Source organism: Cupriavidus necator (assembly GCF_013141915.1).
Taxonomy (GTDB): Bacteria; Pseudomonadota; Gammaproteobacteria; order Burkholderiales; family Burkholderiaceae; genus Cupriavidus; species Cupriavidus necator_B.
Window position 1 is genome coordinate 81,302 of sequence record NZ_SROX01000009.1, and the last position, 13,356, is coordinate 94,657.

General features: G+C 68.5%; 13 protein-coding genes. 7 read left to right on the forward strand and 6 right to left on the reverse strand.

Annotation, left to right across the window (positions count from 1 at the left end):
- Positions 1-49: 49 nt before the first annotated feature.
- The 3 genes from E5S69_RS17835 to E5S69_RS17845 are packed head-to-tail and all read left to right on the forward strand — an operon-like array spanning position 50 to position 2,614.
- Complete coding sequence (locus E5S69_RS17835; RefSeq protein WP_171515978.1) at positions 50-1,297, forward strand: M48 family metallopeptidase; 1,248 nt, start codon at positions 50-52, stop codon at positions 1,295-1,297.
- Positions 1,294-2,265 carry a ribosome small subunit-dependent GTPase A gene (gene rsgA, locus E5S69_RS17840; protein ID WP_171515979.1) on the forward strand — a complete coding sequence of 324 codons (972 nt, stop codon included), beginning with the start codon at positions 1,294-1,296 and terminating at the stop codon, positions 2,263-2,265. Before E5S69_RS17835 ends, rsgA begins: the two co-directional genes overlap by 4 nt.
- Before the next feature lie 43 nt (positions 2,266-2,308).
- The gene (locus E5S69_RS17845; RefSeq protein ID WP_018005364.1) at positions 2,309-2,614 is read left to right on the forward strand and encodes a putative signal transducing protein; all 306 of its coding nucleotides are present in this window, start codon (positions 2,309-2,311) and stop codon (positions 2,612-2,614) included.
- Positions 2,615-2,666: 52 nt separating this feature from the next.
- Here the strand turns inward: E5S69_RS17845 and E5S69_RS17850 are convergent, their stop codons facing one another.
- Positions 2,667-3,671 carry a CobD/CbiB family protein gene (locus tag E5S69_RS17850; RefSeq protein ID WP_171515980.1) on the reverse strand — a complete coding sequence of 335 codons (1,005 nt, stop codon included), beginning with the start codon at positions 3,669-3,671 and terminating at the stop codon, positions 2,667-2,669.
- A 180-nt stretch (positions 3,672-3,851) separates the two neighbouring features.
- Positions 3,852-4,550, reverse strand: a complete 699-nt coding sequence (locus E5S69_RS17855) for a pirin family protein (protein WP_171515981.1) — start codon at positions 4,548-4,550, stop codon at positions 3,852-3,854.
- 152 nt (positions 4,551-4,702) lie between these two features.
- On the opposite strand from E5S69_RS17855, the gene E5S69_RS17860 reads away from it, so the two are divergent.
- Both E5S69_RS17860 and gluQRS read left to right on the forward strand, forming a co-directional pair.
- The gene (locus E5S69_RS17860; RefSeq protein WP_092307103.1) at positions 4,703-5,623 is read left to right on the forward strand and encodes a LysR family transcriptional regulator; all 921 of its coding nucleotides are present in this window, start codon (positions 4,703-4,705) and stop codon (positions 5,621-5,623) included.
- 10 nt (positions 5,624-5,633) lie between these two features.
- Positions 5,634-6,575, forward strand: a complete 942-nt coding sequence (gluQRS, locus tag E5S69_RS17865) for a tRNA glutamyl-Q(34) synthetase GluQRS (RefSeq protein ID WP_171515982.1) — start codon at positions 5,634-5,636, stop codon at positions 6,573-6,575.
- Positions 6,576-6,638: 63 nt separating this feature from the next.
- Here the strand turns inward: gluQRS and E5S69_RS17870 are convergent, their stop codons facing one another.
- Positions 6,639-8,141, reverse strand: a complete 1,503-nt coding sequence (locus E5S69_RS17870) for a DEAD/DEAH box helicase (RefSeq protein WP_171515983.1) — start codon at positions 8,139-8,141, stop codon at positions 6,639-6,641.
- A 311-nt stretch (positions 8,142-8,452) separates the two neighbouring features.
- On the opposite strand from E5S69_RS17870, the gene E5S69_RS17875 reads away from it, so the two are divergent.
- Complete coding sequence (locus tag E5S69_RS17875; RefSeq protein WP_171515984.1) at positions 8,453-8,608, forward strand: hypothetical protein; 156 nt, start codon at positions 8,453-8,455, stop codon at positions 8,606-8,608.
- A 36-nt stretch (positions 8,609-8,644) separates the two neighbouring features.
- Here E5S69_RS17875 and E5S69_RS17880 read toward each other — a convergent pair whose 3' ends face one another.
- Together E5S69_RS17880 and E5S69_RS17885 are read right to left on the reverse strand one after the other, a co-directional pair.
- Positions 8,645-9,643, reverse strand: coding sequence for a Bug family tripartite tricarboxylate transporter substrate binding protein (locus tag E5S69_RS17880; RefSeq protein WP_171515985.1), 999 nt, complete (start codon positions 9,641-9,643; stop codon positions 8,645-8,647).
- Between the two features lie 173 nt (positions 9,644-9,816).
- Entirely contained in the window at positions 9,817-11,445 is a 1,629-nt protein-coding gene (locus E5S69_RS17885) for an acyl CoA:acetate/3-ketoacid CoA transferase (RefSeq protein ID WP_171515986.1), read from the reverse strand.
- A gap of 188 nt (positions 11,446-11,633) precedes the next feature.
- Between E5S69_RS17885 and E5S69_RS17890 the strand changes: the two genes are divergently transcribed.
- Positions 11,634-12,410 carry an IclR family transcriptional regulator domain-containing protein gene (locus E5S69_RS17890; RefSeq protein WP_171515987.1) on the forward strand — a complete coding sequence of 259 codons (777 nt, stop codon included), beginning with the start codon at positions 11,634-11,636 and terminating at the stop codon, positions 12,408-12,410.
- Positions 12,411-12,939: 529 nt separating this feature from the next.
- Here the strand turns inward: E5S69_RS17890 and E5S69_RS17895 are convergent.
- Complete coding sequence (locus tag E5S69_RS17895) at positions 12,940-13,293, reverse strand: DUF1428 domain-containing protein (RefSeq protein ID WP_171515988.1); 354 nt, start codon at positions 13,291-13,293, stop codon at positions 12,940-12,942.
- Between the last annotated feature and the right edge of the window lie 63 nt (positions 13,294-13,356).

Here is a 13,356-nt window from a genome sequence, read left to right on the forward strand (position 1 = left end):
CACCCGTCGCCTGCAACGCCGGGCGCCCGCACCCACAAGGCGCTTGCCGATGTTCACGATTGTCTTTCTCGCCGCCCTGGTGCTGATGGTGCTGACCAAGCTGTGGCTGGCCGCGCGCCAGGTGCGCCATGTCGCGCAGCACCGCCAGGCCGTGCCGGCGCGCTTTGCCGACACCATCAGCCTGGCCTCGCACCAGAAGGCCGCGGACTACACCATCGCCCGCACCCGGCTGTCGATGCTCGAAGTGCTGGCCGGCGCCGCGGTGCTGGTCGGCTTCACCATGCTGGGCGGGCTGCAGTGGCTCAACCAGTTCTGGCTGGAAGCCTTCGGTCCGGGCTATGCCTATGGCGTGGCGCTAGTGGCCAGCGTGGCGCTGATCGGCGGCCTGGTCGACCTGCCGTTCTCGCTGTATGGCCAGTTCGGCATCGAGCAGCGCTTCGGCTTCAACAAGATGACCTTCGGCCTGTGGCTGGCCGATGTGGTCAAGATGCTGCTGGTGGCCAGCGCGCTAGGGCTGCCGCTGCTGCTGGCGGTGCTGTGGCTGATGGAGCGCGCCGGCTCGCTGTGGTGGGTCTGGACCTGGCTGGTGTGGATGGCGTTCAACCTGTTCCTGCTGGTGGTGTTTCCCACCTTTATCGCGCCGCTGTTCAACAAGTTCGAGCCGCTCACCGACGCATCGCTGCGCCAGCGCATCGAGAGCCTGATGCAACGCTGCGGCTTTGCCAGCAAGGGGCTGTTCGTGATGGACGGCAGCAAGCGCAGCGCGCACGGCAATGCGTACTTCACCGGCTTCGGCGCGGCCAAGCGCATTGTCTTCTTCGACACGCTGCTGTCGCGCCTGTCGGGCGACGAGATCGAGGCGGTGCTGGCGCACGAGCTGGGCCACTTCAAGCGCCGCCACGTGGCCAAGCGCATCGCCGTCACCTTCGCGCTGAGCCTGCTGTTCCTGGCGCTGCTGGGCTGGCTGGCCACGCGCAGCTGGTTCTACACCGGGCTGGGCGTGGTGCCCAACCTGGGCGTGTCCAACAGCGCGCTGGCGCTGGTGCTGTTCTTCCTGACGCTGCCGGTCTTCACCTTCCTGCTGGGGCCGCTGGCGAGCCAGTCGTCGCGCCGCCATGAATTCGAGGCCGATGCCTTCGCCGCCGACCAGACCGACGCCGGCCATCTCGTATCGGCACTGGTGAAGCTGTACAAGGACAACGCCTCGACGCTGACGCCCGACCCGCTCTACAGCGCCTTCTACTACTCGCATCCGCCCGCGGCGCAGCGGATCGACCGCCTGCTGGCGCACGCATGAGCCGCGCCACGCGTCACCGCAACGCCGGCGGCGGCACCAACGCCGGCACCTCGACCGAAACCGCGCTGATCATCGCCGCACACGGCCGCCACTATGTGGTCGAGCTGGCCGACGGCAGCCGCATGCATGCCTTCCCGCGCGGCAAGAAGAGCGACTGCGCGGTGGGCGACCAGGTCAGCGTCGAGCGTGCCGCCGCCGACCAGTGCGTGATCACCCGGGTCGCGTCGCGCAAGAACCTGCTGCACCGCTCGGACCAGTTCAAGTCCAAGCTGCTGGCGGCCAATATCGACCAGGTCATCATCGTGCTGGCGACCGAACCGGGATTCTCCGAAGACCTGCTCGGGCGCGCGCTGGTATCGGCGGAGGCGCTGGAGATCCGGCCGCTGGTCGTGCTCAACAAGACCGACCTGCCGGAGCGCCTGGAAGAAGCCCGCGGCCGCCTGGCGCTGTACCGCGGGCTCGGCTACGACACGCTCGAACTGTCGGTGCGTGCCGATCCGGCGCATGCGCTGGCGGTGCTCAAGCCGCGACTGGCGGGGCTGGCCAGCATCCTGATCGGGCAATCGGGCATGGGCAAGTCGTCGCTGCTGAACCTGCTGATCCCCGGCGTGGATGCGCAGACCCGAGAGATCTCGGCCAAGCTGGATTCCGGCAAGCACACCACCACCTTCACCCGGCTCTACCACCTGCCGGACGACTGGGGTACCGTGGATGGCCGCCAGGGCGCGCTGATCGATTCGCCGGGCTTCCAGGAATTCGGCCTCTACCACCTCAGCGAGGGCATGCTGGAACGCGCCTTCCCGGAATTCCGGCCGCTACTGACCGAGTGCCGCTTCTACAACTGCCACCACGTGAACGAGCCCGGCTGCGGCGTGCTGGCCGCGGTGGCATCCGGCGCCATTTCCGAGCGCCGGCACCAGCTCTACGCGCAGCTGCTGCACGAATCCAGCCAGCAGAAACCGTGGTGAAGCCGTGGTAAGGTAAGCGCACCTGGGTTCCCGGTGTGCTGCCATGAAACTGCTGCTGTCCGCCACGTCCCTCGTCCATGCGGCCCATTGCCGCAACGTCCTGCGCGCGGCCGGCATCCGGGCCGAACTGCGCAATACCTGGCTGGCCGGCGCGACCGGCGAGATCCCCTTCCGCGAGAGCGCGCCGCAGGTGTGGCTGGTGGATGACGAGATGGAAGCCCAGGCGTGGGCGGTGCTCAATGCCGCGGCCAATCCGGTGCCGGGTCCCAGCTGGCAATGCGGCCATTGCGGGGAATGGCATGAGGCGCAGTTTGGCGCGTGCTGGCGGTGCGGGGCGGCCCGCGACTAGCGGGTGCCAGGCAGCCGGCCGCAACCGGCCGGCCCGGCTTTCAACACGCTGCTCAGCCCACCCACAGCGCCAGCGACAGCATCGCCAGCAGCAGCATCCACAACACCACCGCGCGCCAGACCAGCCCCACGGCCGACTGCAGCGTGCGCACGCCGGGCTCGGAGCCGAACTCGGGTGGGACCGGCTCCGGGCCGCCGTTGACGCCATCGGCGTGTTCCATGCCGGGGGCATAGTCCACCGCCGGGCCGGCCACGCTGGTGCGCAGCACCACGGTAGAGTCATCCTCGGCCAGCGGCGTGCCCAGCCGCACGCCCAGCGCGCCGCCCCCGCTCGCCAGCAGGATGCCGTTGACGGCATCGTTCCACTTGCGCGCATGGTTGCGCCAGGCGTAAACCGCGTCCTCAAAGTTGCCGACGATGGCAAAGCCGATCGAAGTCAGCCGCGACGGGATCCAGTCCAGCACGTAGAAGGCGCGCGCGGCGAAGCGGCCCAGCGCCGGGCTGCGCTCGGTCGACGGCAGGTTCCAGTGGCGGCCCAGGTATTCGGCGGTGCGGTACAGCACCACGCCACCGGGGCCGACCGGCACCAGGAACCAGAAGAACACGCCGAATACGTGCCGGTGCACGGCGATGATCGCCGCTTCCAGCGTATGCCGCACGATCTCGGACACCGGCATCTCGATCGCGTCCAGCCCGGTCCACTCGTGCAGCAGCGTGCGCGCGGTATGGATATCGTCGCGGTTCAGGGCCTCGTGGATGTCGGTGAAGTAATGGCTGAACTGGCGGAAGCCCAGCGTCATGTACAGCACCAGCACATTCCACGCGAGCGTCAGCGCCACGCTGATCGAGGCCAGCAAGTAGTGCACCACGATCACCGCCAGCGTCAACGGCAGCACCACGGTCAGCCAGGCGAGCGCGGCGTCGCGCGGCCGGCCGGTGTCGAAGGCGTGTTCGGCGCGGTCGCCGAGCGCGCGCACGATCTCGTAGATCGGATTGTTGCGGCCCAGGGCGCGGAATTGCTCGGCAATCAGCGCCAGGAGAATGGAAACAAAGGTCATCTTGGTACGGGGTGTTCCAAGGGCACGCCGGCCCGTTCGGGCTGGCCGGCGATGTGCCGGCGCAGGCGCAATGCATAGCGAGAAGATAGCACAGGGCTACCCGCCGGCACCCCGGCGCGCCGCGCAAACGGCAAAAAGCCCGCCATCGGGCGGGCTCCCGCGTGGGACCGGAGAACGATGTCAGGGCAGGTCGAACACCAGCACCTCGGCGCCATCGCCGCCAGACAGCGCGACTTCGGCGACGTCCTCCAGCCGCGCCGCGTCGCCGGCCTCGAGCGCCTTGCCGTTGACCGCCACCCGGCCGCGCGCCACGTGCACATAGGCGCGGCGGCCCGGCGCCAGCGCCAGCGCGGCGGCTTCGTCGGCGTCGAACAGGCCGGCGTAGAGGCGGATGTCCTGGTGCACCACCACCGAGCCCTCGGCGCCGTCGGCGCTGGCCACCAGGCGCAGCTTGCCGCGCTTGTCGGCCGCGTCGAAGTGCTTTTCCTCGTAGCCCGGGTCGATGCCGTTTTCGGCCGGGATGATCCAGATCTGCAGGAAATGGGTGGTGTCGTGCTGGGCATGGTTGTACTCCGAATGGCGCACGCCGGTGCCGGCGCTCATGCGTTGCACGTCGCCCGGACGGATCACGCTGCCGTTGCCCATGCTGTCCTTGTGCGCCAGTTCGCCTTCCAGCACGTAGCTGATGATCTCCATGTCGCGGTGGCCATGGGTGCCAAACCCCATGCCCGGCGCGACGCGGTCTTCATTGATGACGCGCAGCGGCCCGAACTGCACATGCTGCGGGTCATAGTAGTCGGCGAACGAGAACGAATGATAGGACTTCAGCCAGCCGTGATCGGCGTATCCACGCTCTGCGGACTTTCTGATTTCAATCATTTTGATGGCCCTCCTTGAGCCGTTTCAGCGACAGCACTGTCTTGCGAACCGCGCTGTGGCATACGTTGTCGCTTTGGATGCTAGGCAGTTTAGGCCTTCAGGCGTATATTTACGGAGATCGACTTAGAAGCAGTTATTCAGAATTTCTGAACATGGCCCTCTCGCTAGAATCCCTCGAAGTCCTGGACGCCATCGAACGCAAGGGCAGCTTTGCCGCCGCTGCCCACGAGATGGGCAAGGTCCCGTCCGCGCTGACCTACGTGGTGCGCAAGCTCGAAGAAGACCTCGACGTGCTGCTGTTCGACCGGCGCCGCCATCGGGCCGAACTGACGCCGGCGGGGCGCGCGCTGCTCGATGAAGGGCGCCACCTGCTGCACGCCGCCGACGACCTGGCCCGCCGCGTCAAGCGGCTGGCCACCGGCTGGGAGGCCACCCTCACCATCGTGGTCGACGACCTGATCAACTTCCGCGCGCTGCTGCCGGTGATCCACGACTTCTATGCCGAAAACACCGCCACCCGGCTGCGCTTTTCCAAGGAGGTGCTGGGCGGCGCATGGGACGCGCTGGTCAGCAACCGCGCCGACCTGGTGATCGGCGGCGCCTACGACGCGCCCAGCACGCAGGGCTTCCAGATCCGGCCGCTGGGGTCGATGCCGTTCGTGTTCGCCGTGGCCGCGCACCATCCGCTGGCCACCGAGGAAGGCCCGCTCACAACCATCCAGATCGCCAGGCACCGCATCGTCGCGGTGGGCGATACCTCGCGCAACCTGCCGGCCCGCACCCATGGCGTGCTGGCCGGGCAGGACGTGCTGGTGGTGCCGACCATGCGCGACAAGCTCGAAGCGCAGATCCGCGGCCTGGGCTGCGGCTGGCTGCCGGCGCCGATGGCGCAGCCGCATATCGAGAGCGGCGTGCTGCAGGCACGCGAGACCGTCGAGGTGCGCGCCCCGGGCAACTTCAAGGTCGCGTGGCGCACCAGCAACCGCGGCAAGGCGCTGCAGTGGTGGGCCGGCAAGCTGGAAGACCCGCGCCTGGCCCAGGCGCTGCTGCAGCAACCCGATTTTGCGGGCTGAGGGCAGCCTCATGGCAGTCACGGCAGCCCCTTCGGCAACGGCAGTGCCGGCGCTTGCCGCGGCCGCTTATCGCGGCCGCTTCGCGCCCTCGCCCACCGGGCCGCTGCACATGGGCTCCCTGGTCACCGCGCTGGCCAGCTGGCTGGACGCGCGCGCGCATGGCGGGCAATGGCTGGTGCGCATCGAAGACATCGACACCCCGCGCTGCGTGCGCGGCGCCGACCACCACATCCTGCACACGCTGGAGCGCGTCGGCATGACGCCCGACGAGCCGCCGGTGTGGCAGAGCCAGCGCGAGCCGTACTATGCCGCAGCGCTGCGCCGGCTCGATGCCGAGGGGCAGCTTTACCCGTGCGGCTGCTCGCGCAAGGAGATCGCCGATTCGCTGGTGCATGTGCGTGAACGGCACCAGACCCTGGGCTACCCGGGCACCTGCCGCCACGGCTTGAATGGCAAGCTGCCGCGCGCCTGGCGTGTGCGCGTGCCGGACGGGCCGGACGCCACCGTGTGCTTCGAAGACCGCTGGCAGGGACGCCAGTGCCAGGACCTGGAAACCGAGCTGGGCGACTTCGTGCTGCGCCGCGCCGACGGGCTGTGGGCCTACCAGCTGGCGGTGGTGGTCGACGACGGCCTGCAGGGCATCACGCATATCGTGCGCGGCGCCGACCTGCTCGACTCCACGCCGCGGCAGATCCACCTGCAGCACCTGCTGGGGTTGCCCACGCCGGCCTACCTGCACGTACCGGTAGTGGTGAACCAGGCCGGTGAAAAGCTCAGCAAGCAGAGCGGCGCGCAGGCGATCAATACGCGCGCGCCGCTGGACGCGCTGCGCGAGGCCGGTGCTCACCTTGGGCTATCGAACCACGCAGGAAATATCAAGGACTGGCTGGCGCAGGCCACCGACGGCTGGCGCACGCGGCTTTCCACCTTGCCGCAACCGGCCCCAGCCTAGCCGCGCCAAAAAACAAATGGCCCGCGCAGGCGGGCCATCTTCAGGACGACAGCAGCAACTCGGTCAGGACTTGCGCGGCACGCCGCCCAGCAAGGCCGCCACCGGACGCTTGGGCGCCTGGCGGCCGCGCGTGAGCGCAGCGGCGACTTCGTCGGCGGCCTTGGCCTGGGCCACGCTGGCGGGACTCGGCTCATATGGGCGCGAGAAGAACGGGTCGTCCGAAGCGCGGAACGTCTGGCGGTTGGCACCATGGTCTTGGCGGCGCGGTCGGTCTTCGCTGTCGGTGCTGCCGCGCGCGCGGCGCATTTCGCCGCGCTCGCGGCGGCGCTCGCTGTCAACCTGGCGGGAGCGTTCGCCGGTGGGGTCGAAGCCCTCCAGCTTGGCCCGCGGAATGCTGCGCTTGATCAGTTTTTCGATATCGGACAGCAGGCGCTCATCGTTGCCGGGCACGTAGATCGACAGCGCATCGCCGCTGGCGCCGGCACGGCCGGTACGGCCGATGCGGTGCACATAGTCCTCGGCGCTGTACGGCACGTCGAAGTTGATCACGCACGGCATGTCGGGGATATCGAGCCCGCGCGCCGCCACGTCGGTGGCAACCAGCGCATCGATGGTGCCGCTCTTGAAGCCGTCGAGCGTCTGCATGCGCTCGGTCTGGGTCTTGTCGCCGTGGATCGCGGCGGCGTTGATGCCCTCGCGCTCGAGGTGCCGTGCCAGCCGCGAACAGCCGATCTTGCTGTTGACGAAGACGATGCACTGGCGCGAGAGCCCTTGCTCGGCGCGCTGCTTGAGCAGGTGCACCACGGCGGCCTGCTTGTGGCCGTCCTCGACCTGGTACACCGCCTGGCGCACGTTCTCGTTGGTCGAATTGCTGCGCGCCACTTCGATGGTGACCGGCTGCTTCAGGTAGCTGGACGCCAGCCGCTTGATTTCCGGCGAGAACGTCGCCGAGAACAGCAGCGTCTGGCGCTGCGCCGGCAGCAGGTTGATGATGCGCTGCAGGTCCGGCAGGAAGCCCATGTCGAGCATGCGGTCGGCTTCATCCAGCACCAGCATCTGCACCTGCGACAGGTTCACCGCTTTCTGTTGCACGTGGTCCAGCAGGCGGCCGGGCGTGGCCACCAGGATCTCGACCCCGCGGCGCAGTGCGTCGGTCTGCGGGTTCATGTCGACGCCGCCGAACACCACCGTGCTGCGCAGATCGGTGTGCTTGGCATAGCGGGCGACGTTGTCGTAGACCTGGTCGGCCAGCTCGCGCGTCGGGGTCAGCATCAGCGCGCGCACCGGATGGCGCGCCGGCGAGGCGCTGGCATTGGCCATGGGCAGCAGGCGCTGGATGATTGGCAGCGCGAAGCCCGCGGTCTTGCCGGTGCCGGTCTGCGCGGCGCCCATCACGTCCTTGCCCAGCAGCACGACCGGAATGGCCTGTGCCTGGATCGGCGTGGGAGAGGTATAGCCCTGGTCGGACAAGGCACGCAGGATGCGCGCGTCCAGGCCGAAGCTGTCGAAGGTCTGCACAGCGGTCGGAACCGCGGTGGTAGGTTCTGGTGCGTTCGTAGTGGTCATGGGTATCGGTATTGGCGGGAGGCGAACCCGGCACAAACGGATACGCGTCTGGAACTCATCTCGCCCTGAATCTCGCCTGGCGCCGGCAAGGTCCGGCGCGGCCCTGCTGCCTGCAGCATTTGGCCAAGAGAATCAAAGACTTAGATTTTAGCATCTCTGCCCGCGCAGTGGGCGCTCTGGCGCCGCCGTACGCAGGCGCGTGCGGCGGGCCGGCGCGCGCATTGTCAAGACATTGTCATATCGGCCAAGCAAGATGCCGGCGGCGCGGCGGCCATGCCGGACTGCGCGGCGCCTTCCACATCGAGATTGACATGGACTTTGAGCTGTTTCGCCAGACCTGCCAGCAATTCCTGCGCACCTCCAGCCAGTTCCTGGGACTGGCGGCTGCCGGCCGTCACGCGGCGCTGCCGATGCCGACTCTGCCCGCCCTGCCGGCCAGCCCGCCCCAGGGCAGGCAGCCCGCCTGACCCCGCGGCGGCCCGCATACTGGCCCTGGGCACCACTTAGTCGCCGCGGATGCCGTTGTCCTGGATCACCTTGCCCCACTTGCTGTAATCGGTTTTCATGCGCGCGGCCAGCTGCTCGGGAGGCATATAGGCGGCCACGGTGCCGGCCCCCAGCATCTTCTGCTGCACGGTCGGATCGGCCAGCGCCTGCTTCAGCTGGGCCGACAGCGTCGCCACCACCTCCTTGGGCGTGCCGGCCGGCGCCAGCAGACCGCCCCATGCGGTGGCGTCGAAGCCGGGGAAGCCCTGTTCGGCCACCGTCTTGACCTCCGGCGTAAAGCTGACCCGCTTGCTCGAGCCCACTGCGATCGGGCGCAGCTTGCCGGCCTTGATATGCGGCAGCGCCGCGATCATGTCCGAGAACATCATTGGCACCTGGCCGGCCAGCAGGTCGGCGATGGCGGGAGCGCTGCCCTTGTAGGGCACGTGCTGCACGTCGAAGTGGCCCAGGTTCTTCAGCAGCTCGGTCGACAGGTGGCCGAAGCTGCCATTGCCGGCGCTGGTGTAGTTGAGCGCGCCCGGCCTGGCCTTGGCCTTGGCGATGTACTGCTGCAGGCTGGTCACGTCGGGCATCGCCTGCGGGTTGACCACCATCACGATCGGCAGGTCGTAGGCCGCGCCGATGGGGGTGAAGTCCTTGAAGATGTCATAGCCCTTGCGGTGGATCAGGTGCGGCGCCAGCAGCGTGGGCGTGGCCAGCACCAGCAGGGTGTAGCCATCGGCGGGACTCTTGGCGACGTTTTCGGCGCCGATGGTGCCCGAGGCGCCGGGGCGGTTGTCCACCACCACCGGCTGCTTCAGCGTTTCGCTCAGCTTCTGGCCGATGATGCGCGCGGCGGTGTCGGTCGGTCCGCCCGGCGGGAACGGCACCACCAGGCGGATCGGCTTGCTGGGGTAGGTCTCGGCCAGGGCCGGCGCGGCGGCGAGCGGCAGCGTGGCGCTCAGGAGGACGGCGCCCAGGCGGCGCTGGAAGGTACGGCGGCTGTTGTTCTGCATGGTCTGGCTATGTCCTGCGGTAAATCGCGATAAATCAGAATCGATGCGCGGCCCAGGGCCGCACCGGATGAAGCGACTGCGGGTGCGTAACGTCATGACCGATCTGGCGTGCCTCCTTGCGAGCCGGTCATGGCCGGCCCGTCCGATGGAATGGTGTTGTGGCGCGGCGGCCGTTACAGGCGCATGGTGCCGGCCTGGAACAGCCGTGCATCCATCTCGCGCAGGTCCGGTGCCACCGCCACCGGCGTTGCGCACTGGTCCAGCACATCGCGCTGCAAGTCGACGCCGGGGGCGATCTCGACCAGCGTGAGGCGGGCTTCGCCGCCCTCGCTGGCGCGCATCTCGAACACCGCGCGTTCGGTGATGTACACCACCGGGATGCCCAGCGACGCCACGTAGGGGCCGTTGAAGCTCAGGTGCGACACCTCCGGCACGATCTTCTTCACGCGGCCTTCGCGCACGATCTGCAAGCTGCCGTCGCCCGCGCGCACTTCCAGCCCGCCCGCCGTCAGCGTGCCCATGAACACCACCGCGCGCGCGCTCTGCGTGATGTTGATAAAGCCGCCGACGCCGGCAATCAGCGCGCCCTCGCCTTCGCCAAACTTGCTGACGTTGACGTTGCCCTGGCCATCCAGTTCGGCCAGGCCGAGGATGGCCAGGTCGATGCCGCCGCCTTCGTAGAAATCGAACTGCGCGGGCTGGTCCACCACCGCTTCCGGATAGGCCGAGGCACCGAAACTGAGGCCATCCGCAGGCGTGCCGCCGATGGGGCCGGCTTCCACGGTCAGGGTGAAGCCGTGCAGCCCGGCCTGGTGCGCCAGCATCCCCACCGCCGCCGGCATGCCGACCCCCAGGTTGACCACGCGCGGCGCGCGTCGCGCCAGCTCCATCACCGCGCGGCGCTGCACGATGGTGCGCGCGTCGAGCGGCCCCGCCTCGGGCGACGGCGCAGCCGCCTCGTCGGCGGCGTCCGTGCCCTGCCAAGGCGTCACGTAGGCCGGGTTGAAGGCTTCGGCAAACGTCATCTGGTGGCTGGCGGGGTTGTCGCAGACCACCACGTAGTCGACCAGGATGCCGGGCACGTGGATGGCCTGCAGGATCTCGTGGTGGTCGACCAGGCTTTCGACCTGCGCGACCACGATGCCGCCCGAGTTGTGCGCCGCCTGCGCAAGCGCGAGCAGCTCATGGTGGAAGGCTTCGCGATGGGTGCTGAGGTTGCCGCGCGCATCGGCCGCGGTGCAGCGGATCAGCGCGCAGTCGATCGGGAAGCTGGGATAGAACAGGTATTCGTCGCCGCGGAACTCGACCGCGTCGACCCAGCACGCCTTGCCCTCCGCAATGGCGCGGTGCGCCCGCTGGTTGACGGCGCCGCCGTGATAGCGCGCGTCCTGCGCGGTGCGTGGGTCGACGAAGGTGTGCAGCCCGATCTTGGTCATCACGCCGGGCTTGCCGCCAGCGATGGCGCGGTACAGGTGCGTCAGCACGCCCTGCGGCAGGTTGTAGCCCTCGCACTGCTCCGCCATGGCCAGCGTGGCCAGACGCGTGGCCGAACGCCAGTGGCCGCCCACCACGGTGGCGATCATGCCGGCATTGCCGAAATGGTTGACGCCGCGCGCGCCGCGGTCGCCCTGCCCTGCCGAGTACACCAGGGTCAGGTCGCGCGGCAGCCCGCTATGCAGGAAGCGCTGCTCCAGCGCCTCGGTCACGGCCTCGGCGTGGCCGGCGCCGACAAAGCCCGCGCTGGCCACGGTCCAGCCGTCCTGCACGAGTGCCGCCGCTTCATGCGCGGTGATTACCTTCATCGCTGTCTCCGGATTTTCGTCGTGCCGTCCCGCATCGCTGGCGGCACGCTTTCCGTAATTCATTTTGCGAACATTTGTTCGGAAAACGCTATCATACGGAGATGCTGCCGGTCGGCGCAAGCCCTCCCGGGGCAGCCTCGTCAGCGCGTGGCTGATCGTCCATTTAACGAACTCCCTGCAAACTTCCAATGCCAGCCGACACCGCCAAGAAGGATGAACTGCTGGAGTCGCTCAGCAAGGGCCTGGCGCTGCTGCGCTTGCTGGGCGCGGGCGCGGAGCGCCTGACCATGCAGGAAGTCGCCGAGCAGCTCGACGTGACCCGCGCCGCCGCGCGCCGGTTGCTGCTGACGCTGGAGCACAACGGCTACGTGGCGCAGGACGGCCGCCACTTTGCGCTGACGCCCCGGGTGATGGAACTGGGCTACGCCTACTTTGCCTCGATGAGCCTGCCGCAGATGGCGCGGCCCTACCTGCAGCAGTTGTGCGAGACCCTGGGCGAAAGCTGTTCGCTGGGCGTGCTCGATGCGGAATCGGTGGTGCTGGTGGCGCGCGAGGAGCCGCGCCAGCTGTTGCGCGTGGACATGGCGCTGGGGCGCCGGATGCCGGCCTATGCGCATTCGCTGGGCCGGGTGCTGCTGGCCGGCCTGGACGACAGCGCGCTGGAAGCCTACCTGGCGGGCGCGAACCTGCGCAAGCTGACGCCGTTCACGGTCAGCTCGCGCGCGACGCTGGCGCGCACGCTGCGCCAGGTGCGCGCCGACGGCTACTGCGTGCTGGTCAGCGAACTGGTAGACGGCTACGCCGGGATTTCGGTGCCGCTGCGCGACCAGGCCGGCACGGTGGTGGCCGGGCTGGGCTTCAGCATGGTGCTGGGCAGCCGCGACCGGGCCCACCTGGAAGCATGCTTCCTGGCGCCGCTGCGCGAGGCCGCCGCCCGTATCGAAGCCATCCTGCAGGCGCGCTGAGCCGCGCCCGGCCCATGTAGAAAAGCCCCGCGTGCCGGGGAGGCAGCGGGGCGCAAACGGTAGCGGGGCAATCGGTTCGACCACCCACGCTGTCGATCTTGGCGCATCGCGCCGCCGCGGGCATCCCCCAAATGCGGGCCATCGCCAGGGCCGCGTGGCTGGCAGGCTGCAGGCGCACGCTGCAAAGCCAGTCAATCATGGCCTTGTCACGCGCTTGCAGGAATCCGGGTTTTCGCCGAGCGGGTTTTCGCCAGCTTTCGGCCGGCGCCCGGATGCGGTCTACTGGTCTCACATCGACGCCCCTGGCACCGGCAACCCGGATTGCCACCGCCGATGGTGCTGCAGAACTAGTCCAATGACCGGGAGACAGACCATGGTGACGAAGAAAGAAGAGGCTTTCGTACTGAAAAACCTTCTCGCCCTTGCCGCAGTGGAAACCCTGGGCGGCGCGATCGCCCTGGGCATGGTCTTCCACCTGATCTGAGCCACCACCCGGGCGCCGGCGCTGCCGCGCCGGCGCCCGGCCCGCTCACGCTTCGACGATCACCTCGAAGCCGCCAAAGATCATCCGCTGCCCGTCGAATGGCATCGGGTCCATGCCCTCCTTCAGGCGCGGGTCCGCCATCGCCGCCTTCATGCCGGTGTCGCGCTGCTCGCGCGACGGCCACAGGATCCACGAGAACACCACCGCTTCATCGTCCTTGCGCTGCACCGCCATCGTAAAGGACGTGACCTTGCCTTCCGGCACATCGTCCCCCCAGCATTCCACCACTTTCAGCGCGCCGTGTTCCTTGATCACCGCGGCGGCCTTTTGCGCCACCTCGCGATATCGGTCGCGATTGGCCTGGGGAACGGCAAGCACGTATCCGTCGATATAGGACATGGACTTCACTCCTGGTGAGGTTGAATCGGCTTGCGTTAGCTAGAACGCAAACGCGTCTGACTA

What these genes read in the sequence shown, in the direction of transcription:
- E5S69_RS17895 (WP_171515988.1), bottom strand. Translation starts at nt 13,293, where the DNA reads ATGTCCTATATCGACGGATACGTGCTTGCCGTTCCCCAGGCCAATCGC.
- E5S69_RS17850 (WP_171515980.1), bottom strand. Translation starts at nt 3,671, where the DNA reads ATGACCTTTGTTTCCATTCTCCTGGCGCTGATTGCCGAGCAATTCCGC.
- E5S69_RS17860 (WP_092307103.1), top strand. Translation starts at nt 4,703, where the DNA reads ATGGCCCTCTCGCTAGAATCCCTCGAAGTCCTGGACGCCATCGAACGC.
- E5S69_RS17890 (WP_171515987.1), top strand. Translation starts at nt 11,634, where the DNA reads ATGCCAGCCGACACCGCCAAGAAGGATGAACTGCTGGAGTCGCTCAGC.
- gluQRS (WP_171515982.1), top strand. Translation starts at nt 5,634, where the DNA reads ATGGCAGTCACGGCAGCCCCTTCGGCAACGGCAGTGCCGGCGCTTGCC.
- E5S69_RS17835 (WP_171515978.1), top strand. Translation starts at nt 50, where the DNA reads ATGTTCACGATTGTCTTTCTCGCCGCCCTGGTGCTGATGGTGCTGACC.
- E5S69_RS17880 (WP_171515985.1), bottom strand. Translation starts at nt 9,643, where the DNA reads ATGCAGAACAACAGCCGCCGTACCTTCCAGCGCCGCCTGGGCGCCGTC.
- E5S69_RS17885 (WP_171515986.1), bottom strand. Translation starts at nt 11,445, where the DNA reads ATGAAGGTAATCACCGCGCATGAAGCGGCGGCACTCGTGCAGGACGGC.
- E5S69_RS17845 (WP_018005364.1), top strand. Translation starts at nt 2,309, where the DNA reads ATGAAACTGCTGCTGTCCGCCACGTCCCTCGTCCATGCGGCCCATTGC.
- E5S69_RS17870 (WP_171515983.1), bottom strand. Translation starts at nt 8,141, where the DNA reads ATGACCACTACGAACGCACCAGAACCTACCACCGCGGTTCCGACCGCT.
- E5S69_RS17875 (WP_171515984.1), top strand. Translation starts at nt 8,453, where the DNA reads ATGGACTTTGAGCTGTTTCGCCAGACCTGCCAGCAATTCCTGCGCACC.
- E5S69_RS17855 (WP_171515981.1), bottom strand. Translation starts at nt 4,550, where the DNA reads ATGATTGAAATCAGAAAGTCCGCAGAGCGTGGATACGCCGATCACGGC.
- rsgA (WP_171515979.1), top strand. Translation starts at nt 1,294, where the DNA reads ATGAGCCGCGCCACGCGTCACCGCAACGCCGGCGGCGGCACCAACGCC.